This is a genomic window from Pelomonas nitida (genome assembly GCF_043555975.1).
GTDB lineage: Bacteria > Pseudomonadota > Gammaproteobacteria > Burkholderiales > Burkholderiaceae_C > Pelomonas > Pelomonas nitida.
Genome location: NZ_JBIGIA010000011.1, coordinates 187,202 through 212,870 on the forward strand (window position 1 = coordinate 187,202; position 25,669 = coordinate 212,870).

General features: G+C 69.3%; 22 protein-coding genes. 14 read left to right on the forward strand and 8 right to left on the reverse strand.

Features of this window, described 5'->3' with window-relative positions; all coding sequences use genetic code 11:
* Positions 1-8 precede the first annotated feature (8 nt).
* Both cphA and ACG00X_RS15675 read right to left on the reverse strand, forming a co-directional pair.
* Positions 9-2,570 (reverse strand): cyanophycin synthetase, encoded by a 2,562-nt coding sequence (gene cphA / locus ACG00X_RS15670; protein ID WP_394489131.1) that lies wholly within the window; start codon positions 2,568-2,570, stop codon positions 9-11.
* A 27-nt stretch (positions 2,571-2,597) separates the two neighbouring features.
* Positions 2,598-4,775, reverse strand: a complete 2,178-nt coding sequence (locus tag ACG00X_RS15675) for a cyanophycin synthetase (protein ID WP_394489132.1) — start codon at positions 4,773-4,775, stop codon at positions 2,598-2,600.
* 89 nt (positions 4,776-4,864) lie between these two features.
* Between ACG00X_RS15675 and ACG00X_RS15680 the strand changes: the two genes are divergently transcribed.
* The 11 genes from ACG00X_RS15680 to ACG00X_RS15730 all read left to right on the forward strand — a co-directional run bounded on the left by ACG00X_RS15680 (position 4,865) and on the right by ACG00X_RS15730 (position 15,569).
* On the forward strand, positions 4,865-7,120 hold the full coding sequence (locus ACG00X_RS15680) for a cyanophycin metabolism-associated ABC transporter (RefSeq protein WP_394489133.1): 2,256 nt from the start codon (positions 4,865-4,867) through the stop codon (positions 7,118-7,120).
* On the forward strand, positions 7,113-7,619 hold the full coding sequence (locus ACG00X_RS15685) for a RidA family protein (RefSeq protein ID WP_394489134.1): 507 nt from the start codon (positions 7,113-7,115) through the stop codon (positions 7,617-7,619). Before ACG00X_RS15680 ends, ACG00X_RS15685 begins: the two co-directional genes overlap by 8 nt.
* Positions 7,620-7,621: 2 nt before the next feature.
* Positions 7,622-8,095, forward strand: coding sequence for a cyanophycin metabolism-associated DUF1854 family protein (locus ACG00X_RS15690; RefSeq protein ID WP_394489135.1), 474 nt, complete (start codon positions 7,622-7,624; stop codon positions 8,093-8,095).
* 191 nt (positions 8,096-8,286) lie between these two features.
* Positions 8,287-8,892: a hypothetical protein gene (locus tag ACG00X_RS15695; protein ID WP_394489136.1), complete on the forward strand. Its 606-nt coding sequence runs from the start codon at positions 8,287-8,289 to the stop codon at positions 8,890-8,892.
* A gap of 118 nt (positions 8,893-9,010) precedes the next feature.
* Complete coding sequence (locus ACG00X_RS15700) at positions 9,011-9,352, forward strand: SDR family oxidoreductase (protein WP_394489137.1); 342 nt, start codon at positions 9,011-9,013, stop codon at positions 9,350-9,352.
* A 45-nt stretch (positions 9,353-9,397) separates the two neighbouring features.
* Positions 9,398-9,685: a TFIIB-type zinc ribbon-containing protein gene (locus tag ACG00X_RS15705; RefSeq protein ID WP_394489138.1), complete on the forward strand. Its 288-nt coding sequence runs from the start codon at positions 9,398-9,400 to the stop codon at positions 9,683-9,685.
* Positions 9,686-9,775: 90 nt separating this feature from the next.
* Complete coding sequence (locus ACG00X_RS15710; protein WP_394489139.1) at positions 9,776-10,924, forward strand: methionine aminotransferase; 1,149 nt, start codon at positions 9,776-9,778, stop codon at positions 10,922-10,924.
* A 40-nt stretch (positions 10,925-10,964) separates the two neighbouring features.
* The gene (locus ACG00X_RS15715) at positions 10,965-12,071 is read left to right on the forward strand and encodes a sugar-transfer associated ATP-grasp domain-containing protein (RefSeq protein ID WP_394489140.1); all 1,107 of its coding nucleotides are present in this window, start codon (positions 10,965-10,967) and stop codon (positions 12,069-12,071) included.
* Positions 12,072-12,217: 146 nt separating this feature from the next.
* Positions 12,218-14,077, forward strand: coding sequence for a dihydroxy-acid dehydratase (gene ilvD / locus ACG00X_RS15720; protein WP_394489141.1), 1,860 nt, complete (start codon positions 12,218-12,220; stop codon positions 14,075-14,077).
* 169 nt (positions 14,078-14,246) lie between these two features.
* Positions 14,247-14,999 carry a S1C family serine protease gene (locus ACG00X_RS15725; protein WP_394489142.1) on the forward strand — a complete coding sequence of 251 codons (753 nt, stop codon included), beginning with the start codon at positions 14,247-14,249 and terminating at the stop codon, positions 14,997-14,999.
* Between the two features lie 102 nt (positions 15,000-15,101).
* Positions 15,102-15,569, forward strand: a complete 468-nt coding sequence (locus ACG00X_RS15730; RefSeq protein ID WP_394489143.1) for a hypothetical protein — start codon at positions 15,102-15,104, stop codon at positions 15,567-15,569.
* Positions 15,570-15,643: 74 nt separating this feature from the next.
* On the opposite strand, the gene ACG00X_RS15735 is transcribed toward ACG00X_RS15730, so the two are convergent.
* From ACG00X_RS15735 to ACG00X_RS15760, 6 genes are all read right to left on the reverse strand, one after another.
* Positions 15,644-16,909, reverse strand: coding sequence for a Zn-dependent hydrolase (locus ACG00X_RS15735; RefSeq protein WP_394489144.1), 1,266 nt, complete (start codon positions 16,907-16,909; stop codon positions 15,644-15,646).
* Positions 16,910-16,920: 11 nt separating this feature from the next.
* Complete coding sequence (hydA, locus tag ACG00X_RS15740) at positions 16,921-18,369, reverse strand: dihydropyrimidinase (RefSeq protein ID WP_394489145.1); 1,449 nt, start codon at positions 18,367-18,369, stop codon at positions 16,921-16,923.
* The gene (locus tag ACG00X_RS15745) at positions 18,366-19,796 is read right to left on the reverse strand and encodes an NCS1 family nucleobase:cation symporter-1 (protein ID WP_394489146.1); all 1,431 of its coding nucleotides are present in this window, start codon (positions 19,794-19,796) and stop codon (positions 18,366-18,368) included. Before ACG00X_RS15745 ends, hydA begins: the two co-directional genes overlap by 4 nt.
* Positions 19,797-19,890: 94 nt before the next feature.
* Entirely contained in the window at positions 19,891-21,390 is a 1,500-nt protein-coding gene (locus tag ACG00X_RS15750; protein ID WP_394489147.1) for a CoA-acylating methylmalonate-semialdehyde dehydrogenase, read from the reverse strand.
* A gap of 10 nt (positions 21,391-21,400) precedes the next feature.
* Complete coding sequence (gene preA / locus ACG00X_RS15755; protein WP_394489148.1) at positions 21,401-22,708, reverse strand: NAD-dependent dihydropyrimidine dehydrogenase subunit PreA; 1,308 nt, start codon at positions 22,706-22,708, stop codon at positions 21,401-21,403.
* Positions 22,701-24,083 carry an NAD(P)-dependent oxidoreductase gene (locus tag ACG00X_RS15760; protein ID WP_394489149.1) on the reverse strand — a complete coding sequence of 461 codons (1,383 nt, stop codon included), beginning with the start codon at positions 24,081-24,083 and terminating at the stop codon, positions 22,701-22,703. The genes preA and ACG00X_RS15760 overlap by 8 nt, the downstream gene beginning before the upstream one ends.
* 107 nt (positions 24,084-24,190) lie before the next feature.
* Between ACG00X_RS15760 and ACG00X_RS15765 the strand changes: the two genes are divergently transcribed.
* The 3 genes from ACG00X_RS15765 to ACG00X_RS15775 are packed head-to-tail and all read left to right on the forward strand — an operon-like array spanning position 24,191 to position 25,645.
* Positions 24,191-24,823, forward strand: coding sequence for a TetR/AcrR family transcriptional regulator (locus ACG00X_RS15765; RefSeq protein WP_394489150.1), 633 nt, complete (start codon positions 24,191-24,193; stop codon positions 24,821-24,823).
* Positions 24,824-24,849: 26 nt separating this feature from the next.
* On the forward strand, positions 24,850-25,293 hold the full coding sequence (locus tag ACG00X_RS15770) for a nuclear transport factor 2 family protein (RefSeq protein WP_394489151.1): 444 nt from the start codon (positions 24,850-24,852) through the stop codon (positions 25,291-25,293).
* A 52-nt stretch (positions 25,294-25,345) separates the two neighbouring features.
* Positions 25,346-25,645, forward strand: coding sequence for an antibiotic biosynthesis monooxygenase family protein (locus tag ACG00X_RS15775; protein WP_394489152.1), 300 nt, complete (start codon positions 25,346-25,348; stop codon positions 25,643-25,645).
* Positions 25,646-25,669: the final 24 nt, after the last annotated feature.

The window sequence follows — 25,669 nt, forward strand, 5'->3', positions numbered from 1 at the left end:
GTCCGGCATCACGCCTCGGCGATGCGCTTGGCCAGGTGGGCCAGCGCTTCCTCGACCTGGTCCACCAACACCAGGCACAAGTCGCCCGGCGAGAGGCGCGCCAGCGCGCGGTCTATGGCCGTGAACTCGCCGACGATCTCTTCGATGTGGCGCGTGCGTGCCGCACCTTCGAGGCCAGCGCGCAGCAAGGCCACGACCTCGCCGGCCTGGCGGCCGCGCTGGCAGGCGTCTTCGTAGAGGATGACGTCGTCGAACGCCGCGCCGAGGATCTCCGTCTGCACGCGGATGTCCTCGTCGCGCCGGTCACCGGCGCCGCTGATGACGACGACGCGCTTGTTCGCCGGCATGGCGGCCACGGCGCCCACCAAGGCCTTCATCGCGTCGCCGTTGTGGCCGTAGTCAGCGATGACCGTGGCACCGCGGTAGTCCATCACGTTGAAGCGGCCGGGTGCGTTGTCGGCGTCGTTGGCGAAGCTCGCCACGCCGCGGCGGATGGTGTCCCAGTCCAGCCCCACGCCCCAGGCGGCGGCCACGGCGGCCATCGCGTTCTCGACCTGGAAGCCGATCACGCCACCGCGCGTCAGCGGGATGTCGCGCAGCGGAATGCTCTCGCGCCACACGCCCTGCGCGGCGACGAGCTGGTCGCCGTCCACGTAGACGCAGCGTTTGCCCTGGGCGCGGTGCGTGGCCATCACCGGGTGGTGGCGGTCGGCGGCGAAGTAGATGACCTGGCCGGGGCAGATGGCGGACATCTGGGCCGTTAGCGGGTCGGTCGCGTTGAGCACCGCGTAGCCCGTGGGCGCCACGTTCTGCACGATGACGCGCTTGACCAGCACGAGGTCTTCGGCCGTGTGCAGGAAGTTCATGCCCAGGTGGTCGCCCGCGCCCACGTTGGTGACGACGGCGACCTGGCAGCGGTCGAAGCCCAGGCCTTCGCGCAGGATGCCGCCGCGGGCGGTCTCCAGCACGGCGGCCTCGACGTCGGGGTGCATCAGCACGTTGCGCGCGCTCTTGGGGCCGGAGCAGTCGCCGCTGTCGATCTGGCGGCCGTCGACGTAGACGCCGTCGGTGTTGGTCATGCCGACCTTCAGGCCACAGCTGGCGAACAGGTGGGCGATGAGGCGGGTGACCGTGGTCTTGCCGTTCGTGCCGGTGACGGCGACGACCGGGATGCGGCCGTCCTCGGACTTCGGGCCGGTGCCGAACAGGTGGCCGATGATGGCGTCGCCGACGTTGCGGCCCTTGCCGAAGCTGGGCGACAGGTGCATGCGCAGGCCCGGCGCGGCGTTGACCTCGACGATGCCGCCGTTGATCTCCTCCAGCGGGCGCAGCACGCTCTCGGCCACCACGTCCACACCGCAGACATGCAGGCCCACCACCTGTGCCGCCGCGATGGCACGCGCGGCCACCTCGGGGTGCACGTCGTCCGTCACGTCGGTGGCGGTGCCGCCGGTGGACAGGTTGGCGTTGTTGCGCAGGATGACGCGCTGGCCCTTCTCGGGCACGGACTCGGGCGTCAGGCCTTGCTGCGTGAGCCGCGCGACGGCGATGTCGTCGAAGCGGATCTTGGTCAGCGACGTGGCGTGGCCGTCGCCGCGGCGTGGGTCGCTGTTGACCTTGTCGACCAGTTGCTTGACGGTCAGCTGGCCGTCACCGATGACATGCGGCGGGTCGCGGCGGGCGGCGGCGATGAGCTTGTCGCCGATGACCAGCAGACGGTAGTCGCCGCCCGGCAGGAACTTCTCGACCATGACCTGGCCGATCTCGTCGGCGGCCTTGTAGGCAATGTCGAAATGCGCGCGGTCGACGACGTTGACCGTGACGCCCTTGCCCTGGTTGCCGTCCTGCGGCTTCACGACGACCGGCAGGCCGATCTCCAGCGCGACGGCCCAGCCGTCGTCCGGCGACTCGACCGGCCGCCCCGTGGGCACCGGCACGCCGGCCGACTGCAGCAGGCGCTTGCAGAGGTCTTTGTCCTGCGCGATGGACTCGCTGACGGCGCTGGTCGCGTCCACCTCGGCGGCCCAGATGCGGCGCTGCTTGGCACCCCAGCCGAACTGCACCAGGCTGCCCTGCGTGAGCCGGCGGAACGGGATGCCGCGCGCCACGGCCGCATTGACGATGGAGCCGGTGGAGGGGCCGAGGCGGATGTCCTCGTCCAGCTCGCGCAGCTGGGCCAGCACGGCGTCGGCGTCGAACTCGCCCCCGTCCAGCGCTGCGTTGACGAGCTTGACCGCGTGCTCGAACGCGAGCCGGCCGACGTCTTCCTCGCTGTACTCGATGACGATCTGGTAGGTGCCGGCCTCGGGCGTGACGTGCGTCTGGCTGAAGGTCACCGGGCAGCCGGCCTGGGCCTGCAGCGCCAGCGTGGCCTGCTCCAGCACCTGGGCCAGCGAGGTGTTGTGGCGCAGCGCGCCGATGGTGGGGAAGAGCTTGCGCAGGCGGGGCTCGAAGCCGGCCAGGCGTTCGAGCGAACGCTCGGCTTCACTGCAGTGCACGACGGCCTCGATGGCCGTGTGGCGACTCCACATGTTGGGGCCGCGCAGCGCGCGGGTGCGGGAAACGTCCATGTTGTTTGGCGGTGCTTGGTTTCGGCTTCAGGCCAGGTGGAGTTCGGGGACGAAGGTGTCGAGGCCCGCGGCGATCAGTTCGGGCGAGATGCCCAGCGCCCATGCGGCGGCCACGGCGGCCAGCAGCGTGCTGGCCGGCGTCGCGCTGTTGCCGAAGCGGCGCATCAGCGCATCGATGTTGGCGCCGGGCGTCTCGGCCGGGCCTTGGGCCAGCACGGCGGCGCCGCCGCGCAGGAAGACGGCCCGGCCGCCGCGCTCGCGGTGCTGCTGGATGGCGGGCAGCGCGCCGTCCTCGGCGTAGAAGACGACTTCGCCGTCGCTGAGTTCGGCCATGTCGACCAGGCGCGGGTGGGCGGCGTTCAGCACGCTGGCGCCGTCGCCCAGCACCACGTCGATCTGGGTGCGCAACACCTTGTAGAGCTGGTCCTCGTTCTGCACGTCGAACTCGGCCAGGGCCTCGATGCCGTCGAGGTCGGTGACGACGCCGACCGTGGCGCGGTCATAGGCCAGGCCGTCGCGCAGGATGGACGCGGCGTCGTTCTCGACGACGGCGGCATTGACCACGCGGTTCATCAGCAGCCGGTGGGCGGCGTCCCAGCGGGCGCTGTCGCGCTGCTCAACGCGGCGTGTGCCCAGGAACAGGCCGTCACGGCAGGCCAGGCCCACGTGACGACCGTTCAGGTGCAGCAGCCAGGCGACCAGGCGCGAGATCTGGCGCCCGCCGGTCGAGCCGGCCACGCCGACGATGGGAATGCGCCCGGTCTCGTCCTCGGCGAACAGGTGGTCGATGATGGCCTGGCCGACGGGTTGCGGCGCGCCGCCGGCCGGCTTCAGGTGCATCAGCAGGCCCGGGCCGGCATTGACCTCGACGATGGCGCCGCCGGTCTCGGCCAGCGGCTTGGCGATGTCTTCGGTGACGAGGTCCACGCCGGCGATGTCCAGCCCCACGGTGCGCGCGGCCAGCGAGACGGCATGCGCCACCTCGGGATGCACTTCAGACGTGCAGTCGATGGAGACGTTGCCGTTGCGCTGGATCAGCACATGCTTGCCGGCGGGCGGGATGCTGTCGGCAGACACGCCCTGGCGCTGCAACTCCAGCAGCACGACCGGGTCTTCACCCAGCACGATCTTGTTGAGCGGGAAGTCCTCGGTCAGGCCGCGGCGCGGGTCGATGTTGATCTGCAGGTCGATCAGCTCGGCCACGGTGTGCGTGCCGTCGCCGTGCACCCAGGCGGCCTCGCCGCGCGCGGCCGCCACGACCTGGCCGCCTACGACCAGCACGCGGTGCTCGTTGCCGCGGATGTAGCGCTCCACCAGCACGGACGAGCCTTCGGCATCGGCCAGCTTGAAGGCGGCATGGCAGTCGGCCTCGTTGTCGATGTCCAGCGTGACGCCGCGGCCGTGGTTGCCGTCGGTGGGCTTCACGACCACCGGCAGGCCGAGGTCCTGCGCCACCTCCCAGGCCTGGGCGGCACTCTTGACCTCCTGGCCGCTGGGCACCGGCACGCCGACGGCCTTGAGCAGCGTCTTGGTCAGGTCCTTGTCGCCGGCAATGCCTTCGGCGATGGCGCTGGTCATGTCGGTCTCGGCCGTCCAGATGCGGCGCTGGCGCGCGCCGTGACCCAGTTGCACGAGGTTGCCGTCGTTCAGGCGGATGTGCGGGATGCGGCGGTCCGTCGCGGCGGCCACGATGGCGGCGGTGGACGGGCCCAGGTAGCAGTCATCCAGCTTGTCGCGCACACGGGCCACGGCGGCGGGCACGTCGAATGGGCGGTCGTTGATCATGGCCATGATCAGCGCATGGCCCTCGGCCAGCGCGGCGCGGGCGACCTGCTCGTCGCGGGCGCGGAACACCATGCGGTAGACGCCGCGCTTGGACGTGGAGCGCGTCTGGCCGAAGCCGGTGGGCATGCCCGCCAGGTTCAGCAGCTCGATGACGATGTGCTCCAGCACATGGCCGCACCAGGTGCCTTCACGCAGGCGCTCCAGGAAGCCGCCGCGTTCGCCGACGCCGCAGTGGTGCTCGATCAGGTTGGGCAGGGCGGCGGTCAGGCGGTCGTTGAAGCCGGGCAGCAGGTGGCTGGGGTAGTCCTCCAGCTCGCCCAGGTCCAGCCAGACTTCCAGCACCGGGCGGTAGGTCCACATGTTGGGACCGCGCAGGTAGTTGACGCGCAGCAGGCGGATGTCTTCTTTGTCGTTGCTCATGGGGTAAGGGGTAGGCGCGGCTAGCGCTTGGAATTGTGCGCTGAACTCATCGGGGAGAATCGCCTCGGCCTCCAAGCGCGAAGAACAACATGTCAGATCAACTTCCCGTCCCATCGCCTCATCCTCAAACCGCCGCCCTCCATGGGCGGCTCCTGGCTGGGGAGAACGTGGTGGCTACCGTGGAGGTTGACCTGGACGCTCAGGGGCGGTTCGCCCAGGGGCTGATCGCGTTGACGGATGCACGACTCCTCGCCTATGAGCCTGCCGTCGGCACGTGGAGCGATTACGTCTTGTCACCAGATCAGTCGCTCAAGCTCAGCGACCATGGCGGCCTGGCCTTCCTGGAACTGTTCGACCGCGAACGGCGCCTGGCGCGCTGGCGTTTCACGCTGGCCAGCAACCCGGCGGCCGTGCGGCTGGTGGAGGCCTTCTTGCGGGAGCAGCAGCGCCTGGCCGGCGTGGCGGTGCGCGCTGCCGAGGACGAGGAGGCGGGTGACGACTTCGACTTCGGCGAGGCCAGCGCGCCGCCCAGCACCTGGGTGCTGCTGCGGCTGTGGCGCTTCGCCCGGCCCTACCAGGGGCAGTTGCTGCTGGGCTTCGCGCTGATGCTGGGGGCCACGGGCGCCACGCTCGTGTCGCCCTACCTGACCATGCCGTTGATGGACAGGGTGCTCATCCCGTTCCAGAACGGTCAGGCCATCGATCCGGGGCTGGTCACGTTGCTGCTCAGTGGCCTGCTGGGGGCGGCGCTGGTGTCCTGGGCCATGGGCTGGGCCAAGACCTATCTGCTGTCGCTGGTGTCCGAGCGCATCGCGGCCGACCTGCGCACCAGCACCTTCGAGCACCTGCTGGGGCTGTCGCTGGAGTACTTCGGCAACAAGCGCACGGGCGACCTGATGTCGCGGATCGGCTCCGAGACCGACCGCATCAGTGTGTTCCTGTCGCTGCACGCGCTGGACTTCATCACCGACGTGCTGATGCTGGCCATGACGTCCATCATCCTGTTCAGCATTCACCCGGGTCTGGCGCTGGCCACGTTGGTGCCGCTGCCCTTCATCGCCTGGCTGATCCACCTCGTGCGCGACCGGCTGCGCACGGGCTTCGAGAAGATCGACCGCGTCTGGGGCGAGATCACCAACGTGCTGGCCGACACCATTCCCGGCATCCGTGTCGTCAAGGCGTTCGCACAGGAATCGCGCGAGGCGCGCCGCTTCAAGGACGCCAACGCCAACAACCTGCAGGTCAACGACCGGCTGAACAAGACCTGGAGCCTGTTCACGCCCACCGTCGCGCTGCTGACCGAGATGGGACTGCTGGTGGTGTGGGGCGTGGGCATCTGGCTGATCTCCCACCAGAACATCACCGTCGGCACGCTGACGGCCTTCCTGGCCTACATCGGCCGCTTCTACGGCCGGCTCGATTCCATGAGCCGCATCGTCTCGGTCACGCAGAAGGCCGCGGCCGGCGCCAAGCGCATCTTCGACATCCTGGACCACGTCTCCAACGTGCCCGACCCGGTCAACCCGCAGCCGTTCGAGAACGTCACGGGCGCCATCTCCATGCAGGGCGTCAACTTCCGCTACGGCTCGCGATCCATCATCCGCAGCCTGAACCTGGACATCCGGCCCGGCGAGATGGTGGGCCTGGTGGGCCACAGCGGCTCGGGCAAGAGCACGCTGGTCAACCTGATCTGCCGCTTCTACGACGTGACCGAGGGCGCCATCAAGGTCGACGGCGTGGACCTGCGCCGCGTGAAGGTGGCCGACTACCGCCGCCACATCGGCCTGGTGCTGCAGGAGCCCTTCCTGTTCTTCGGCACCATCGCCGAGAACATCGCCTACGGCAAGCCCGATGCGACGCGCGACGAGATCGTCGCCGCCGCGCGCGCCGCCCACGCGCACGAGTTCATCCTGCGCCTGCCGCACGGCTACGACAGCCTCGTCGGCGAGCGCGGCCAGGGCCTGTCCGGCGGCGAGCGCCAGCGCATCTCCATCGCGCGTGCGCTGCTGATCGACCCGGCCATCCTGATCCTGGACGAAGCGACGAGCGCCGTCGACACCGAGACCGAGAAGGAAATCCAGCGCGCGCTGGACAACCTCGTCAAGGGCCGCACGACCATCGCCATCGCCCACCGCCTGTCCACGCTGCGCAAGGCCGACCGCCTCGTCGTGATGGACCGCGGCGAGATCGTCGAGCTCGGCCCGCATGACGAGCTGATCGCCAAGCAGGGCCACTACTGGCGTCTGTGGGAAGCCCAGGCCCGCCGCGTGGATGCCGAAGCCGACGAAGATGGCGGCCTGATGGTCGTCGCCCCCAACCCCAACGCGCACACCGTCAATGCCTGATATCGCCTCTCATGACCGTGACGGCGAGTTGCTCGCCGCCTGTGCCGAACATGGCTTCGACCCCGCGCTGGAGCTGCAGGTCGGCGGGCGCTACACCCCGCTGGTGCGCGACGGCCGAACGCTGTATGTGAGCGGGCAGATCCCGCGCATCGGCGACCACATCGCCGTGACCGGCGTCGTCGGCGTCGACGTCAGCCTGGAGCGCGCGCGCCGCGCCGCCGCGATCTGCATGCTGCGCGCGTTGGTGCTGCTGCGCCAGGAGCTCGGCAGCCTCGTGCGGCTGCGGCAGGCGCTGCGCGTGACCGTCTTCATCCACTGCGACGCCGGCTTCACGCAGCTCAGCGAGGTGGCCGATGGCGCCTCTGACCTGCTGTGGCGCGTGCTGGGCTCCAACGGCGGCGAGCACACGCGCACCTCCGTCGGCGTGCTGCAACTGCCCAAGAACGCCGCCGTCGAGCTCGACCTGATCGCCCTGTCCATCGACGACGCCAAGGCCTGACCATGCCTGACCTGCCATTTCGCGACCTCGCGCTCGACGCCTTCGGCCGCCTGGTGCTGACCGACCTGGACGGCGCCACCCATGTCGGCGTGACGCCGGTGCGCGCCCATCCCATCTCCGCGCCGGACGAAGGCGTGTCCCTGGTCGGCGTGCACGGCCATGAGCTCGCCTGGGTGGCGCGCCTGTCGACGCTGCCCGACGGCCCGCGCCGCCTGCTGGAGGGCGAACTCGCCGCGCGCGAGTTCCACCCCACACTGAAGCGGCTGATCGCCGTGAACACCTTCGCCACGCCCAGCACCTGGCGCATCGACACCGACCGCGGCGAGATCGACTTCGTGCTCAAGAGCGAGGAAGACATCCGCCGCCTGGAAGAAGGCCGGCTGCTCATCGCGTCCACGCATGGCGTGCAGTTGCAGGTGCCGGACCGCTGGGCGCTGGACAAGCACTCCAAGAAGCTGCTGGAACGCTTCCTCTGACAGTGCGGCGGGGCTGGGCGACTGTCGCCGCTGCATGACGGCACGGTGACGGCGAGGCCGCCCGTGGCCCCTCCTTGCGTTGGATCAAACCTGGCTGCCGCGCCGCGTCGGGCGCCGTTCCGCGTCACGTGAATTTCATGCGTGCCCGCGAGGCTCGCAGTCGCGATCCGCAACTGCAAGGAGCCTTCTCGATGTCCACGTTCTGGGACCACGTCCGCACGCTGCGCTGGGACGACCACCGCTACTACCACCAGTGCCGCATCAACCAGACGCTGCACCTGGTCAGCGCCCTCAGCTTCCTGGTGGCCTACGGCCTGCTGTTCGTCGACCCGGCGGCCGCCGCCTGGCTGGGCTGGTGCGTCGGCATGGTCACACGCCAGAGCGGCCACATCTTTTTCGAGCCGCGCGGCTACGACCACGTCAATCAGGCGACGGACGCCCACAAGGAGGCCATCAAGGCCGGCTACAACATGCGCCGCAAGGCGGTGCTGATCGGCGTCTGGCTGGCGTTGCCGCTGCTGCTGGCGCTCTCGCCTTCGTTGTTCGGGCTGATCGAGCCCGGCCAGGGCTTCAGCGGCTGGGCGCACGACGTGGGCCTGGCCTGGCTGATGCTGGCGGTCTCGGGCCTCCTGTTGCGGGGGCTGCAGCTGGCCGTCGGGCGCGGTCCGTCGTGGGGGCTGGCCTGGGTGACCAAGGTGCTGACCGATCCGCTGCACAACGTCGACATCTACTGGCGCTCGCCGCTGGCGCTGCTGCGGGGCCAGCGTTATGACCCGCTGGAGCAGCCGCCGCACTGAGCGCGCGCACGCCTGCGAGCTCACTTCCGAAGCACGGAAGTGAGCCTCACGGATTTCCTGCTGGGTGTTGGGGCCCGCGCCCTCAAGTGAAGGACTCCTGTCATTGCTGGAGTCCGCCATGCAAGTCCTGTTCAAGTTCCGTGCGCCGCATGCGTCCGATCACCGCGAGTTGGCCCAGGCCCGACTGCGCACCGCCCTCTCGCGGCTGGCCAGCCGGGTGCCCCGGGCCACGGTGCAGCTGGCCGATCTGAACGGCCCGCGCGGCGGCGTCGACAAGCTCTGCCAGCTGGAACTGCACACCGTGGGCGCCGGCACTGTGATCGTGCGGTCGGTGGCCAGCGAGTGGCGCGCGGCCTTCGACAACGCCCTGGCCCGCGCGCTGCGCCTGCTGGCGCGGCTGCTGCACCGCCAACCCCGCCGGGCGCTGCCGCTGCGCCGCCAACTGCCCGACGGGCTTTGATGGCCTGCCGCCCCCAACATCGCTTCGCTTCCCAGGAGTCTGCCCATGAAATGCCCCCATTGCCCTGACACCGCCCTCGTGATGAGCGAGCGCCAGGGTGTCGAGATCGATTACTGCCCCCAATGCCGTGGTGTGTGGCTGGACCGTGGCGAGCTCGACAAGCTCATCGAGCGCGCCGCCGCAGCCGCCCCCAGCCCGGCCGCCGCCCCTGTGCGGCGGCCTGATTTCGTCGACTCCGACTACGGTCGCCATGGCAGTCATGGCAGTCATGGCAGCCATGGCCACCACGGCGGCACGCGGCGCAAGTCCTGGCTCAGCGACTTCTTCGATTGATGATGGGGCCCGGTGCACGGGCCCGCCGTTGATCGCAGCCGCAGGGCCGCCCCGACACAATGGGGCTCTTCGCCGTCACCCCTGTTGGCCATGCCCGTCCTGCCCGCCAAGCTGCCGAACACCGGCACCACCATCTTCACCGTCATGTCGGCGCTCGCCGCCGACCACGGGGCGGTCAACCTGGGCCAGGGCTTTCCTGACTTCGGTGCCGACCCGGCGCTGCTGCAGCGGGTCACCGACGCAATGGCCGCCGGCCACAATCAGTACCCGCCGATGGCCGGTGTGCCGGCCTTGCGCGAGGCCATCGCGGCCAAGCTCAACGGCGTCTACGGCGCGGCCTACGACGCCGGCACCGACATCACCGTCACCGCTGGCGGCACGCAAGGCCTCATCACCGCGTTGCAGGCCTGCGTGGGCGCGGGCGACGAGGTCATCATCCTCGAGCCCGCCTACGACAGCTACGACCCGGCCATCCGCCTGGCCGGCGCCGTGCCGGTGGGCGTGCCGATGACGCTGGACTACCGCATCGACTGGGCGGCCGTGCGCGCCGCCATCACGCCCCGCACCAGGGCGCTGGTGCTGAACACGCCGCACAACCCCAGCGGCCGTGTCGCCACTCGCGACGATCTGCTGACGCTGGAACGCCTCGCCGAGGAACACGACCTGTTCATCGTCAGCGACGAGGTCTATGAGCACATGGTGTTCGACGGCCAGCCGCACGAGAGCGTTGCCCGCTACCCGCGCTTGCGTGCGCGCAGCTTTCTCGTCAGCAGCTTCGGCAAGACCTTCCACGTGACGGGCTGGAAGGTCGGCTTCGTGGCCGCGCCGCCCGCGCTCACGGCGGCGTTTCGCCGGTTGCATCAGTACACGGTGTTCACGGTGCACACGCCGACCCAGCATGCGCTCGCCGCCTACCTGGCCGACCCCGCGCCGTGGCAGGGCCTGAGCCGCTTCTACCAGGCCAAGCGCGACGCCTTCCGCGCGGCGCTGGCCGGCACGCTGCTGAAGCTGCTGCCCTGCGAGGGCACCTATTTCCAGACGGTGGACTACAGCGCCGTGTCGGCGTTGAACGAACTGGACTTCGCCCGCTGGCTGACCGCCGACGTGGGCGTGGCGGCCATACCGCTGTCGGTCTTCTACCAGCAGCCGCAGGAGCGGCGCCATGTTCGGTTTTGCTTCGCCAAACGTGATGAGACGCTGGCGCTGGCGGCCAGTCGTTTGCAGGCCGGGCTGGGCTAGAGTTTTCGCGGCCCCGGCTTCACGCGGGGCGGGAGACGCCATGAAGGACGTCCGGGACAAGCTGAATGCCTTCCTGCAGCAGTCGCGCGAGGTGCACGCCCAGGGCGGCCCCACGCCGTGGCGGCAGTTGCGCGACATCGCCCGGTTGACCCGTAGCGAGGCCCGCCTGGGCCCGGGCGACTACTACACCTACCGCCTGTTCGAGCCCGGGCTCACGCCGGCGGCCGTGGCCGAGTTTGTCGGCTGGCGCATGGAGTCGCGGCTGGACCGGCTCAACGAGCGCTCGTGGGCCTGCCTGGGCCTGGACAAGGTGCTCACCGCCGAACTGCTTGCTGCGCAGGGCCTGCGCTGCACCGAGACACGCGCCGTCTACCTGCCGGGCCGCACACGCTTGCTGCAGTCGGCCCGGCCCCTGGTGGACCTGGCGGAACTGCAGGCCTGGCTGCGCGAGCCTGCCCACTACCCGTTCTTCGGCAAGCCTTCGGCGAGCGGCTTCGGGCGCGGCGCCTGCTTCGCCGAGCGCTACGACCCGGCCGCCGATGCCGTGTGCCTGCGCAGCGGCGAGCGCGTGGCGGTGGCCGACTTCGTCGCGCCCCGGTTCGACCTGGAGCAGTTGGGCTACCTGCTGCAGACGCCGGTGGCGCCAGACCCGCGGCTCGTGCCGCAGATCGGCAGCCTCGTCACCAGCCTGCGGGTGATGGTGCTGCTGGACGAGGTCGAAGGGCCGCTCATCCACCGGGCGTTCTGGAAGCTGCCCACCGGCACGAACATGAACGACAACTTCAACGACGGCCGCACCGGCAACCTCGCCGCCGGCATCGAGCTGGGCGACGGGCGTGTCACGCGGGTCGTCACCGGCAGCGGCTTGAGCCGTCGCGAAGTGCAGCGCCATCCCGACACCGGCGCTGACCTGCTCGCCCTGCGGGTGCCGGACTGGGCGGCCGTGCGCGCCTTCGTCGAGCGCGCCGCGCAGGTGTTCCCGAAGCTGCGTTTTCAGCAGTGGGACATCGCGCTGGCTGACGGTGGGCCGCTGGCGCTGGAGCTCAATCTGTTTGGCACCGGCGGCGGCGAGCTGAGCCAGATCATCGAGCGGCGCGGGCTGCTGGACGCCACGATGCGGCGCTTCCTGGCGCGGCACACCGCGTAGCGCCGACTCTCGGCGCCGGTTGCCGAGCATTCGGCATGCCGCAACCGAGCTTTCGGCGCCGCTGCGGAATAGCGTTCGGGCGAGACAGCGGCCGGGCCGTGCAAGAAAATCGCGGTCTTTCCGACCCGCACGCCGCAGGCCCCGCCATGCCCACCTACCGCTCCAAGACCTCCACCGCCGGCCGCAACATGGCCGGCGCCCGCTCGCTGTGGCGCGCCACCGGCATGAAGGACGATGATTTCTCCAAGCCCATCATCGCCATCGCCAACAGCTTCACGCAGTTCGTGCCCGGCCATGTGCACCTGAAGGACCTGGGCCAGCTGGTGGCCCGCGAGATCGAGGCCGTGGGTGGCGTGGCCAAGGAGTTCAACACCATCGCCGTGGACGACGGCATCGCGATGGGCCACGACGGCATGCTGTATTCGCTGCCCAGCCGCGATATCATTGCCGACTCGGTCGAGTACATGGTCAACGCCCACTGCGCCGACGCGCTGGTGTGCATCTCCAACTGCGACAAGATCACCCCCGGCATGCTGATGGCCGCGATGCGGCTCAACATCCCCGTGGTGTTCGTCTCCGGCGGCCCGATGGAAGCCGGCAAGGTGCGCCTGGCGGTGCCCGGCACGGCCAAGATCGAGATCAAGAAGCTGGACCTGATCGACGCGATGGTCATGGCCGCCGACAGCAAGGTCAGCGACGCCGATCTGGCCGAGGTCGAGCGCTCGGCCTGCCCCACCTGCGGCAGCTGCTCGGGCATGTTCACCGCCAACTCGATGAACTGCCTGACAGAGGCGCTGGGCCTCTCGCTGCCGGGCAACGGCACGGTGGTGGCCACGCATGCCGACCGCGAGGCGCTGTTCAAGCAGGCCGGCCGCACGGCGGTCGAGCTGTGCAAGCGCTACTACGAGCAGGACGACGGCAGCGTGCTGCCGCGCGCGGTGGGCTTCAAGGCCTTCGAGAACGCCATCGCGCTGGACATCGCCATGGGCGGCTCCACCAACACCATCCTGCACCTGCTGGCGATTGCCCAGGAGGCCGAGATCGACTTCACGATGGCCGACATCGACCGCATGTCGCGCCACGTGCCGCAGCTGTGCAAGGTGGCGCCCAACACCAACAAGTACCACATCGAAGACGTGCACCGCGCCGGCGGCATCATGGCCATCCTGGGCGAGCTGGACCGTGCCGGCAAGCTGCACACCGACGTGCCCACCGTGCACGCCAAGACCCTGAAGGACGCGCTGGACCAGTGGGACATCGCCCGCAACCCGAGCGAGGCGGTCAAGACCTTCTATAGGGCCGGCCCCGCCGGCATCCCCACGCAGGTGGCCTTCAGCCAGAACACGCGCTGGCCGAGCCTGGACACCGACCGCGCCGAGGGCTGCATCCGCTCGTTCGAACACGCCTTCAGCAAGGAAGGCGGCCTGGCCGTGCTGCGCGGCAACATCGCGCTGGACGGTTGCGTCGTGAAGACGGCCGGCGTGGACGACAGCCTGCTGGTGTTCGAAGGCCCGGCCCACGTGGTGGAGAGCCAGGACGAGGCCGTCGCCAACATCCTGGACGACAAGGTGAAGGCCGGCGACGTGGTGGTGGTGCGCTACGAAGGCCCCAAGGGCGGCCCCGGCATGCAGGAAATGCTCTACCCGACGAGCTATATCAAGAGCAAGGGCCTGGGCAAGGCCTGCGCGCTGCTGACCGACGGCCGCTTCTCCGGCGGCACCTCGGGCCTGTCCATCGGCCACTGCTCGCCGGAAGCGGCGGCGGGCGGCGCGATCGGCCTGGTGCGCGACGGCGATCGCATCCGCATCGACATCCCCAACCGCCGCATCGACGTGCTCGTCAGCGACGAGGATCTGGCCAAGCGCCGCGCCGAGCAAGATGCGAAGGGCTGGAAGCCGGCCGAAGCGCGTCCGCGCAAGGTGAGTGCCGCGCTGAAGGCCTATGCGCTGCTGGCGACCTCGGCGGACAAGGGCGCCGTCCGGGATGTGAGTCAACTGGGCGGTTGACCCTCCCGGCCGCGCGCGAGGCGGGGGCAGACGTGGGGGGTGAGGTGGCCGCCGATTGCAGTAGGCTCGCCCCTCGACACGCTTCAGCCCCCCCGCCGTCATGCCCACCTTGCCGCTACACCGTCTTCCGCCCCAAGCCGAGACCGGGCCAGGCCTGTTGCGCAGAGACATGCTGGCCGGGCTGGCCGGCCTGGCGTGCGGCGGCACAGCCGTGGCGGCCGAGCCGCTGCAGGCGCTCATCCCGCGGGTCAAGCGCTCGGTTGTGGCCGTGGGCAGCTATGGCCTGATGGACACGCCGCGCTTTGGCTTTCGCGCAGCCGGCTTTGCCGTGGGCGACGGCCTGCATGTGCTGACCAACGCCCATGTGGTGCCCGAGGAGACGCCCGAGCGTATCGACCGCAGCATCGCCGTGCAGGTGTGGCTGGGCGATGGGCAATGGCAGACGCGCAGCGCCAAGTTGCTGGGCCGTGACCTGCGCAATGACCTGGCCGTGCTGGCCATCGACGGGCCGGCCTTGCCGGCGCTGAAGCTGGCCGAGCGCGACGCGGAGGAGGGCGCGTCGATTGCGCTGATGGGTTTTCCGATCGGCAATGCGCTGGGCCAGGTGCACACCACGCACCGCGGCATCGTGTCCGCCTGGACGCTCATTGCCCAGCCGGCCGAAGGCCCGGCGGGCCTGGACCCGCGCGCCGTTCGCCAGCTGCGCAGCGGCGCCTTCAAGGTGATGCAGCTCGATGCCGTCGCCTACCCCGGCAACAGCGGCGGGCCGGTGCTGGATGTCGAGACGGGTGAGGTGGTGGGCGTGCTGCAGGGCGGCGCCGTCAAGAGCACCAAGGAAGCCGCGCTCAGCGCGCCGACCGGCATCACCTACGCCGTGCCGGCCAGCACGGCCGCGCGGTTGTTGGCCGAATCGACGCGCTGAGCCGATCTGTCAGGCAGTTCTCGCGGCGGCACGTTTGTTACCGTCACGGTGGACGGCGGCGTCCGAATAATCGGGCTTCGTTTCCATGACCGGAGCCCCTCAATGAAAACTGCAGCCATCGTGTTCGCGGCGCTGGCCGCGACGGCCGCGCTGTCGGCCGCGCCCGCGCGTGCCGCCGACGTCGGCGTATCGATCAGCATCGGCCAGCCTGGCTTTTATGGCCAGATCGACATCGGCAGCATGCGGCCACAGGTGATCTACCCGCAGCCGGTCATCATCCAGCGCGTCACCGCGCCACCGCCGCCGCTGTATCTGCGCGTGCCTCCGGGGCATGAAAAGAACTGGGCCAAGCACTGCAGCAAGTACGACGCCTGCGGCCGGCCGGTCTATTTCGTGAAGGGCGATTGGTACGAGCGCGAGTACGTGCCGCGCTACCGCGACCAGTACGACCGCGAACGCGGCGGCTGGCGCGATGACGACGGCCCAGGGCGCGGGCGTGGCCGCGGCCATGACAAGGATGACGACAAGGGTCGAGGCCGGGGCCACGGCAACGGCCACGGCAGGGACTGACGCCACCTCGGCTGTCGGGCTGCGCAGGGCTTCGACGCCGCGGGCCAGCCGATGCAGGGCGTGCGGCGAACGGTTCAGGCCTGCGCGCGGTCCAGGCCCAGCATCGCCTGCAACAGCACATTGCACCCGGCCTCGATGTGCTCGGGCTTGGCGTCCTCGATCTCGTTGTGGCTGATGCCGTCCTTGCAGGGAATGAAGATCATGCCGGCCGGGGCCAGGCGGGCCATGTAGACGGCGTCATGGCCGGCGCCTGAGACAGCTGGCATGTTGCTGTAGCCCAGCTCGTTCGCCGCCTTCTGCACGGCGGCGATGCAGTCGGCGTGGAAGGGCTGGGCGGGGTAGGCGCTGACCGGGGTGATTTCGATCGGCAGGCCGCTCTCCGCGCTCAATTTCGCAGCGACTGATCGGATGTCGGCGTCCATCGCCTCGCACAGCGCGTCCGTCGCGTTGCGCAGGTCGATGCTGAACTTCACGCGGCCAGGGATGACGTTGCGGCTGTTGGGGTGCACCTGCACCATGCCCACCGTGCCACGGCCATGCGGCGGGTGGCGGTGGGCGCAGGCCACCACTTCCTGCATCAGCTTGGTGGCCACCTGCAGCGCATCCTTGCGCAGCGCCATCGGCGTGGGGCCGGCGTGGGCTTCCATGCCGGTGACGACGCAGTCGTACCAGCGAATGCCCAGCACGCCCGTGACCACGCCGATGGTCTTGTCGTGGTCTTCCAGCACCGGGCCCTGCTCGATGTGGGTCTCGAAGTAGGCGCCGATGGGGTGGTCGCCAGGCTCCTGATCGCCGATGTAGCCGATGCGCTCCAGTTCGCCCTTGACGGTCTTGCCTTCGGTGTCGGTGGCCGCGTAGGCGTGCTCCAGCGTGAAGGCCTTGGCGAACACGCCCGAGCCCATCATGACGGGCACGAAGCGCGAGCCTTCCTCGTTGGTCCAGAACGCGACTTCGATGGGAGCTTCCGTTTCGATGCCGTGGTCATTCAGCGTGCGCACGACCTCGATGCCGGCCAGCACGCCGTAGTTGCCGTCGAACTTGCCGCCGGTGGGCTGGGTGTCGATGTGGCTGCCGGTCATGATGGGCGGCAGCGTGTTGTTGCGGCCGGCGCGGCGCATGAAGACATTGCCGATCTTGTCGACCGTGATGGTCATGCCGGCCTCGCGCGCCCAGCGCGTGACGAGGTCGCGGCCCTGCTTGTCGAGGTCGGTCAGCGTGAGGCGGCAGACGCCGCCCTTGTCGGTGGCGCCGATCTGGGCCAGTTCCATCAGCGAGGCCCATAGGCGCGAACCGTTGACGCGGAGTTTGGTGATGTCGGGGGTCTTGGCGGGCATGTCCATGAGGTTCTCCTTCAACGGGCCACAGCCGTGGGCATCAGCTCGGCGGTGCGCTTGGCGGCAGCGTCGAACTGCGGGCCGAATGGCGGGCGCTTCAGATAGCGGCCGGTGCCGGGTTCAGCGCGCAGCTCGCCGCGGGCGAACACGACACGGCCTTGCGAGATCGTGTGGCTGGGAATGCCGCGCACGGTGCGGCCCTCGAAGATGTTGAAGTCGTTCTTGGAGAACTGCGTCTTGGCGCTCAGTGTCTTGATACCGGCCGGGTCCCACAGCACGAGGTCGGCGTCCGCGCCCTCTTTGATGACGCCCTTGCGCGGGTACATGTTGAACAGCTTGGCCGCGTTGGCCGACGTGATGGCGACGAACTCTGATGGCGTCAGTCGCCCGGAGTTGACGCCGGCATCCCACAGCACGGCCATGCGCTCCTCGACGCCGCCGCAGCCGTTGGGGATCTTGGCGAAGTTGTCGCGGCCCATGGCCTTTTGCTCGGCGCAGAAGGTGCAGTGGTCGGTCGCCGTCGTGTGCAGCTGGCCGCTCTGCAGGCCGCGCCACAGGAACTCCTGGTGGATCTTGGGGCGGAAGGGCGGGCTCATCACATAGGCCGCAGCCTTGTTGAAGTCGGGGTCGCGGTAGACGCTGTCGTCGATGAGCAGGTGGCCCGCCAGCACTTCGCCGTAGACGCGCTGGCCACGGGCACGGGCTCGGGCGATGGCCTCGGCGCTTTCGATGCAGCTCACATGCACGATGTAGATGGGCACGCCCAGCACGTCGGCAATGGCGATGGCGCGGTTGGCGGCTTCGCCTTCCACCATCGGCGGGCGGCTCATCGGGTGGCCTTCGGGGCCGGTGATGCCCATCTTGGCGACCTCGGCCTGCAGCAGGTAAACCAGCTCGCCGTTCTCGGCGTGCACGGTCGGCATGGCGCCCAGTTCGAGCGCACGCTTGAAGCTGTTCACCAGCGTCTCGTCGTCGCACATGATGGCGTTTTTGTAGGCCATGAAGTGCTTGAAGCTGTTCACGCCTTCGTCGCGCACCAGCGTGCCCATGTCGTCGCTGACCGTCTGGTCCCACCAGGTCACGGCGACGTGGAAGGCGTAGTCGGCCGCGCTTTTCTCGGCCCAGCCGCGCCAGGTGCGGTAGGCGTCCATCAGCGGCTGCTGCGGGTTGGGGATGACGAAGTCGATGATGGACGTCGTGCCGCCGGCCAGCGCGGCGGCGGTGCCGGTGAAGAAGTCGTCCTGTGTGACCGTGCCCATGAAGGGCAGCTGCATGTGCGTGTGCGGGTCGATGCCGCCGGGAATCAGGTACTGGCCGGTGCCGTCCAGCGTCGTCGTGCCGGCGGGGGCTTCACGCACGGCGCGCTCGCCCATCGCGGCGATGCGGCCGTCCACGCACAGCACATCGGTGCGGGATTCGGCATCGGCGTTGACGACGATGGCGCCGCGGATCAAGAGCGAACTCATGCATGCACTCCCAAGGCCGCGCGCTGGCGCGGCATGCTGAAGAAATAGACCGTGCCGGACACGGCCAGGCTGAAGAACCAGCCGAAGTCGAAGAGGGTGACCAGCGCGGGTGCGACGGACGACTTGTCCAGCACGCCCGACACCACCAGGTAGCCCGGCATGCAGGGCAGCACGCCCAGCAGCAGCGCGACGAGGGCGCGCGGGTTCCAGCCGTTGCTGTACTCGTACTCGCCGCCACGGCGGTAGAGGTCGGCGCTGTTCAGCTCGGTGCGGCGGATCAGGTAGTAGTCGGTCAGCAGGATGCCGGCGATGGCACCCAGCAAGGTGCCATAACCGCCCAGCCACGTGAACAGGTAGCCGCCGGACGTGGCCAGCAGCTTCCACGGCATGAACAGCAGGCCCAGTGCGGCGGCGATGAGGCCGCCCATGCGGAAGCTGATCTTGCTGGGCGCCAGCTGCGAGAAGTCGTAGCTGGGTGAGACGAGGTTGGCGGCCACATTGGTGGTCAGGTTGGCCAGCAGGATGACCAGCAGGCCCAGGCCGGCGGCCACCGGGCCCATCTTGGCCAGCAGCGCGTCGGGGAAGAGCTCGGCCTTGCCGTACAGGATGGCGCTGGCCGAGGAGCCGATGACGCCCACCATGGAGAACAGCGCCATCGGCAGCGGCAGGCCGATGGCCTGGCCCAGCGTCTGGTCACGCTGCGTGTTGGCGAAGCGGGTGAAGTCGGGGATGTTCAGCGCCAGCGTGGCCCAGAAGCCCACCAGTCCCGTCAGCGCGGCCCAGACCTTCGGGCCACCGGGCACCTCCTTGGCGGGCAGGCCGAACAGCTGGGCTGTGGGCACCATCGTCATCAGCGCGACGACCAGCGCGATGGAGGCGCCGATCATCAGCGGCGCGGCGATGACCTCCAGCAAGCGGATGGACTCGGTGCCGCGCCAGATGAACACCAGGTGCAGCGCCCAGAACGCGAGGAAGCAGGCCAGCTGCGAGGTGCTGATGGTTTCGCCCGCGGCCGGCGCGGCCAGGCCGAAGCCCAGCACGTTCAGGAAGCTGTGCAGCGCCAGCGCGCCGAAGTAGCAGTTGATGGAGAACCACCCGCAGGCCACCAGCCCGCGCAGCACGGCCGGGAAGCTCGCGCCCTTCACGCCGAACGAGGCGCGCGCCAGCACCGGGAACGGGATGCCGTGCTTGGGGCCGACGCGGCCGATCAGCACCATGGGCACGAGCACGATGAGGTTGGCCAGCAGCACCAGGCCCACGGCCTGCTGCCAGCTGAAGCCCTGGTCCAGCATGGAGCTGGCCATGGTGTACGTCGGCACGCACACCACCATGCCGACCCACAGCGCGGCGTAGTCCTTCCAGCGCCACGTTCGCTGAGCGGATGTCGTGGGAACGAGATCGTGGTTGCTCAGCGAGGGATCAGTCATGGTGTTGTCGCGTCCTCAATGGTGCATGTTGCGTTAGCGGGGCGAGCGCCGGGCCGCGTCCAAGGCAGCCCGCCCTAGGCGATGTGCTCGGGGCTCACGTGTTCTGCGGGAAAGCAAATTGCGGGCCTTTGGGCGTGCTGTCGGGCCAGCGCTGCATGACGGCCTTGTGCTTCGTGTAGAAGCGCACCGCCTCGGGCCCGTAGGCGTGGTGGTCGCCGAACAGGCTGCGCTTCCAGCCGCCGAAGCTGTTGAAGGCCATGGGCACCGGCAGCGGCACGTTCACGCCCACCATGCCCACCTGGATGTGGTGCACGAACTCGCGGGCCACGTGGCCGTCGCGCGTGAAGATGGCCACGCCGTTGGCGTACTCGTTGGCCTCGATCAGTGCGATGGCCGCGGCCAGGTCGGGCACGCGCACCACGCACAGCACGGGGCCGAAGATCTCTTCGGTGTAGCAGCTCATGTCGGCGCTGACGCCGTCGAGGATGGTGCCGCCGACGAAGAAGCCGTCTTCATGGCCGGGCACGCGCAGCCCGCGGCCGTCGACGACGGCCTTGGCGCCAGCCTCGATGCCTTCGCCGATCAGCCGCTCCACGCGCTGCTGCGACGCACGCGTGATCAGCGGGCCCATCTCGGCGCCGGGCTGGTGGCCTTCGCCGATCTTGAGCGCCTTGACCTTGGGGGCCAGCGCGGCAACGAGCTTGTCGCCCACGTCGCCCACCGCCACGGCCACCGAGATGGCCATGCAGCGCTCGCCGGCCGAGCCGTAGGCCGCGCCCATCAGCGCGTCGACGGCGCCGTCGAGGTCGGCGTCGGGCATGACGACCATGTGGTTCTTCGCGCCACCCAGCGCCTGCACGCGTTTGCCGAAGGACGAGCCGACCTTGTAGATGTGCTCGGCCACCGGCGTGGAGCCGACGAAGCTGACCGCCGCAATGCCCGGGTGGGCCAGGATGGCGTCAACGATGTCCTTGTCGCCCTGGATGACGCTGAAGATGCCGTCGGGCAGGCCGGCTTCCTTCAGCCATTGCGCCATCAGCAGGCTTGAGCTCGGGTCGCGCTCGCTGGGCTTGAGGATGAAGGCGTTGCCGCAGCCGATGGCGATGGGGTACATCCACATCGGCACCATGGCGGGGAAGTTGAACGGTGTGATGCCGGCGACGACGCCCAGCGGCTGGCGCATGCTCCAGGCGTCCATGCCGCGCGCGATCTGCTCGGTGTACTCGCCCTTGAGCAGCTGCGGCATGCCGGTGGCGAACTCCACCACCTCGATGCCGCGCGCCACCTCGCCCAATGCGTCCGGCAGCGTCTTGCCGTGTTCGCGCACGATGGCTTCGGCGAGCTGCTCACGGCGCTCCTGCAGCAGCGTGAGGAACTTGAACAGCACGCGGGCGCGGGCCAGCGGGGGCGTCTGGCTCCAGCTCTTCACGGCCTGGGCGGCGCTGGCCACGGCGGCGTCGAGGTCGGCCACGCTGCCCAGCAGCAACTGGCCCTGCACGGCGCCGGTGGCGGGGTTGAAGATGTCCTGCTTGGTGCTGCCGCTGCCCTGGCTGACCGCGCCGTTGATCCAGTGCCCAACTTCATAGTGACTCATCGCAATTCCTTCAGCCGCAGCTGGTGCTCATCGGGTTGTTCGGATGCGTCGTCCAGTTGGCATAGCTGCCATCGATGACCCGGCCCGTGCGGGCATCCGTCTCACCAGGCTGGAGCGAGCGCATCGTGATGGTGCCAGGGACGGGGCAGATCGACACGCACAAGTTGCAGCCCACACACTCCGCTTCGTTGACGTGGAAGTGGCGCTTGCCATCTTTCGTTGCCCAGATGGCCTGGTGCGAGGTGTCCTCGCAGACGATGTGGCAGCGGCCGCACTGGATGCAGCTGTCCTGATGGATGACGGCCTTGTCGACGTGGTTGAGGTTGAGCTGGTTCCAGTTCTTGACGGTCGGCACGGCGCGGCCGCGGAAGTCGTCCAGCGAGGTGTAGCCCTTCTCGTCCATGAAGTTGGACAGGCCCGAGCACAGGTCCTGCACGATCTTGAAGCCGTAGACCATCGCGGCGGTGCACACCTGCACCGTGCCGCAGCCCATGGCGATGAACTCGGCCGCGTCGCGCCAGGTGGTGATGCCGCCGATGCCGCTCAGCGGCAGGCCGGCGGTGGCCGGGTCGCGCGCGATCTCGGCCACCATGTTCAGCGCGATGGGCTTCACGGCCTGGCCGCAGTAGCCGCCGTGCGAGCCCTGGCCGTCGGTGTGCGGGCTCATGATCATGCGGTCCAGGTCCACGCCCATGATGGAGTTGATCGTGTTGATCAGGCTCACGGCATCGGCGCCACCGGTCTTCGCCGCGCGGGCCGGGAAGCGCACGTCGGTGATGTTGGGCGTGAGCTTCACGATGACGGGCATCTTCGTGTGCTTCTTGCACCACTCGGTGACCTGCTGGATGTACTCCGGCACCTGGCCCACGGCCGAGCCCATGCCGCGCTCGCTCATGCCGTGCGGGCAGCCGAAGTTCAGCTCCACGCCGTCGGCGCCGGTGTCGGCCACGCGTTCGAGGATCGCCTTCCAGCTCGCCTCGTTCACCGGCACCATCAGCGAGACGATCATGGCCCGGTCGGGGAAGTCGCGCTTCACGCGCTTGATCTCGTCGAGGTTGGTCTGCAGCGGCCGGTCGGAGATCAGCTCGATGTTGTTGAAGCCGATGACGCGCCGGTCCTGGCTCCACAGCGTCGCGTAGCGCGGGCCGTTCACGTTGACGACCGGCGGGTCCTCGCCCAGCGTCTTCCACACCACGCCGCCCCAGCCGGCCTCGAAGGCGCGGCGCACGTTGACCTCCTTGTCGGTGGGTGGGGCCGAGGCCAGCCAGAAGGGGTTGGGGCTCTTGATGCCCAGGAAGTTGGTGCTCAGGTCAGCCATGGGTGGCCTCCTTGTCGAGATGGCGGGCCGTGGCGAGGCCCAGGGCGCGGTCGATGGCCTGTGCGGCGCGCTTGCCGTGCTCCACGGCCTCGACGGTCAGGTCCTGGCCGCCGGCGCGGCAGTCGCCGCCGGCCCACACGCGCGGCAGGCTGGTCTGGCCGTCGGCATCGGTCTGGATGCGGCCGCCGCGCAGCTGCAGGCTCTGGCCGAGGGGCTCGGCGTCGAAGGTCTGGCCGATGGCGCGCAGCACCAGGTCGGCCTGCAGCGAGAACTGCTCGCCGGTGTCCATCAGCCGGCCGTCTTTCATCGTGGTGGCTGCGAAGCGCATGCCCTTGAGCACGCCGCCTTCGGTCTCGACGGCCAGCGGGCGTGCCCAGCAGCGGATGGTCACGCCGTGCGTCTGCGCCCACTGCTGCTCATGGGTGGAGGCCGACAGGCTCTCGGCGCCGCGGCGGTACACCATGGTCACCTGTTCGGCGCCCAGCAGCCGCGCCTGCACGGCGGCGTCCACGGCCGTCATGCCGCCGCCGATGACGATCACGCGGCGACCCACCGGCACGTCGGCCGGCGCGTTCTGGCGCAGCTCGGCGATGAAGTCCACCGCATCCCGCAGCGAGGGCTGCAGGCCCGGCAGCTCGGGCTCGGCGATGCCCAGCGCGTTGACGCCCTGCAGGCCCAGGCCTAGGAAGACGGCGTCGTATTCGGCGAGCAGGCCGTCGAGCGTGATGTCGCGGCCGAGTCGACAGTTCAGCCGCGGCGTGATGCCGCCGATGCTGAGCAGCCAGTCGATCTCCTGCTGCGCGAAACCGCCGGCGACCTTGTAGGTTGCGAGGCCGTATTCGTTGAGCCCGCCCAACTTCGGTGCGGCGTCGAACAGCACAACGTCGTGTCCGCGCCACGCCAGGCCATGCGCTGCTGCCAGGCCGGCCGGCCCCGCACCCACGACCGCGACGCGGCGCCCCGTCGGCTGGCCGCGCTGGAACAGCGGCTTGCCGGGCTTAGCCAGGTGGCCCTCGACCGCATAGCGCTGCAGCAGGCCGATCTCCACCGGCTTGCTCTCGTTGGTGTTGCGCACGCAGACCTGCTCGCACAACACCTCGGTCGGGCAGACGCGGGCACACATGCCGCCCAGCGGGTTGGCCGTCAGGATGGCCTCGGCCGCGCCGCGCACGTTGTCCTGCGCGACGCGCTGGATGAAGGTGGGGATGTCGATGCCGGTCGGACAGGCCGTCTGGCAGGGGGCATCGAAGCAGTAGTAGCAGCGCTCGGCCTCGATGAGGGCTTGCGTGCGGTTCAGCGGCGGGTGCGCGTCGGCGAAATGGCGCGCGTAATCGTCGGGGGTGAGTCGACCGGACTTCAGATCGGTGGGGTCCACGGGGCTTCTCCGAGTGGAAAACGCCCAAACATTACTACCCAGTAAAACTTGACCGAAGCGTAAAAACCCGCAGCAAGCGTTTGGTGCGTAACGGCAGAATCCGGTGCATGACTGTGACCGCTACCGCCGTTCGCACGCCGCGTGCCGCCACCCTGCGCAAGCAGGAAGCCATCCTCGTCGAAGCCGAGCGCCAGTTCGCTCGATTCGGCTTCGAAGGCGTCAGCCTCGACAGCATTGCTGCGGCGCTGGATCTCTCCCGGCAGAACCTGCTCTACCACTGGCCCAGCAAGGAAGACCTCTACCGCGCCGTGCTCGACAGCGTGATGGGCGAGTGGATGGCCAACATGACCGCGATCGCCGAGGCCGACGAACCGGAGGTGGCCATCCACACCTATGTCGACGTCAAGCTGCGCTTCAGCCGCGACCGCGCCACCGGCAACGCCGTGTTCACGCGCGAGATCATGGCCGGCGCGCCGCGCTACCGCGACGTGCTCAAGGCCCAGGTCATGCCGCTGTTGCACGCCGACGTGGCCCGCTTCGAGCGCTGGGCCGCCGACGGGCTGATCCGGCGCGTGGATTTCACGCACCTGATGTTCCTCATCTGGTCATCCACGCAGGCCTATGCCGACCTCGGCCCGCAGTTCGCGCTCTACATGGGCAAGCCGGCGCTGGACGACGATGACTTCGACCGCGCCCGCGAGTTGATCACCCGGGTGATCTGGGGCAGCCTGAAGGTATGAGTGGCGCGGCGCGAGGCTCATGGCGCATGCGGCGCTTGCTGTTGGGGTGTGTGCTGGTGCCGGCGCTGGCCGTTGCGGGCTTGGCGCATGCCGCGCCGCCGGCCGCGCTGGTGGCGCGTCTGAAGGCACAGGCCGATGCGTGGGACCGGGCCATCGTCGCGAAGGATCGCGCGGCCATCGTGGCGAACATGGCCGACGACTTTCGTCAGATCGACGGCCAGGGCAATGTGGAGAACCTGCGCAGCTTCGTCGACGGACTGGTGTCGCCGGCGCTGGTCATCGACCCCTACACCGTCGAGGACTTCGAGGTGCGCCTGTACGGCGACACCGCGCTGCTCAGCGGCCGCACGCGCATGACCGGCCGCTACGACGGCAAGCCCTTCAGCTCGCACTACCGCTACATCGACGTCTACGTGAGGCGCGCCGGCGCGTGGAAGATCGTCAGCGTGCAGATCACTCCGCTGCCATGAGCACAAGTCCCCAGGCCGGCCGATTGCTGGCGGGCGTGGCAGAGTCGCGAGCATGATTCTCGAAATCGTCGACATCCGCATCCATGCCGGCCAGCAGGCGGCGTTTGAAGCCGCGCTGAAGGAGGGCATCGCGACCACGCTGTCGCGCTCGCCCGGCTTCATCAGTGCCCGCGTGCAGCACGGCATCGAATCGCCCGAGCGCTACATGGTGTTCATCGAGTGGCAGACGCTGGAAGACCACATGCAGGGCTTCCGCAACGGCCCGCTGTACCCGGTGTGGCGCGGCCTGGTCGGTGGCTTCTTCGCCAGCCCGCCGGGCATGGAGCACTTCAGCGCCGTGCCGCTGGGCTAGGGCTCGGCCATGGCGCCGTGCGGC

Excerpts from the sequence above, each read along its gene's own strand:
- ACG00X_RS15765 (WP_394489150.1), top strand. The coding sequence starts at position 24,191 with ATGACTGTGACCGCTACCGCCGTTCGCACGCCGCGTGCCGCCACCCTG.
- preA (WP_394489148.1), bottom strand. The coding sequence starts at position 22,708 with ATGGCTGACCTGAGCACCAACTTCCTGGGCATCAAGAGCCCCAACCCC.
- ACG00X_RS15675 (WP_394489132.1), bottom strand. The coding sequence starts at position 4,775 with ATGAGCAACGACAAAGAAGACATCCGCCTGCTGCGCGTCAACTACCTG.
- ACG00X_RS15685 (WP_394489134.1), top strand. The coding sequence starts at position 7,113 with ATGCCTGATATCGCCTCTCATGACCGTGACGGCGAGTTGCTCGCCGCC.
- ACG00X_RS15725 (WP_394489142.1), top strand. The coding sequence starts at position 14,247 with ATGCTGGCCGGGCTGGCCGGCCTGGCGTGCGGCGGCACAGCCGTGGCG.
- ACG00X_RS15775 (WP_394489152.1), top strand. The coding sequence starts at position 25,346 with ATGATTCTCGAAATCGTCGACATCCGCATCCATGCCGGCCAGCAGGCG.
- hydA (WP_394489145.1), bottom strand. The coding sequence starts at position 18,369 with ATGAGTTCGCTCTTGATCCGCGGCGCCATCGTCGTCAACGCCGATGCC.
- ACG00X_RS15690 (WP_394489135.1), top strand. The coding sequence starts at position 7,622 with ATGCCTGACCTGCCATTTCGCGACCTCGCGCTCGACGCCTTCGGCCGC.
- ACG00X_RS15715 (WP_394489140.1), top strand. The coding sequence starts at position 10,965 with ATGAAGGACGTCCGGGACAAGCTGAATGCCTTCCTGCAGCAGTCGCGC.
- ACG00X_RS15705 (WP_394489138.1), top strand. The coding sequence starts at position 9,398 with ATGAAATGCCCCCATTGCCCTGACACCGCCCTCGTGATGAGCGAGCGC.
- ACG00X_RS15770 (WP_394489151.1), top strand. The coding sequence starts at position 24,850 with ATGCGGCGCTTGCTGTTGGGGTGTGTGCTGGTGCCGGCGCTGGCCGTT.
- ACG00X_RS15680 (WP_394489133.1), top strand. The coding sequence starts at position 4,865 with ATGTCAGATCAACTTCCCGTCCCATCGCCTCATCCTCAAACCGCCGCC.
- ACG00X_RS15730 (WP_394489143.1), top strand. The coding sequence starts at position 15,102 with ATGAAAACTGCAGCCATCGTGTTCGCGGCGCTGGCCGCGACGGCCGCG.
- ACG00X_RS15695 (WP_394489136.1), top strand. The coding sequence starts at position 8,287 with ATGTCCACGTTCTGGGACCACGTCCGCACGCTGCGCTGGGACGACCAC.
- ACG00X_RS15745 (WP_394489146.1), bottom strand. The coding sequence starts at position 19,796 with ATGACTGATCCCTCGCTGAGCAACCACGATCTCGTTCCCACGACATCC.
- ACG00X_RS15700 (WP_394489137.1), top strand. The coding sequence starts at position 9,011 with ATGCAAGTCCTGTTCAAGTTCCGTGCGCCGCATGCGTCCGATCACCGC.
- ilvD (WP_394489141.1), top strand. The coding sequence starts at position 12,218 with ATGCCCACCTACCGCTCCAAGACCTCCACCGCCGGCCGCAACATGGCC.
- ACG00X_RS15710 (WP_394489139.1), top strand. The coding sequence starts at position 9,776 with ATGCCCGTCCTGCCCGCCAAGCTGCCGAACACCGGCACCACCATCTTC.
- cphA (WP_394489131.1), bottom strand. The coding sequence starts at position 2,570 with ATGGACGTTTCCCGCACCCGCGCGCTGCGCGGCCCCAACATGTGGAGT.
- ACG00X_RS15750 (WP_394489147.1), bottom strand. The coding sequence starts at position 21,390 with ATGAGTCACTATGAAGTTGGGCACTGGATCAACGGCGCGGTCAGCCAG.
- ACG00X_RS15735 (WP_394489144.1), bottom strand. The coding sequence starts at position 16,909 with ATGGACATGCCCGCCAAGACCCCCGACATCACCAAACTCCGCGTCAAC.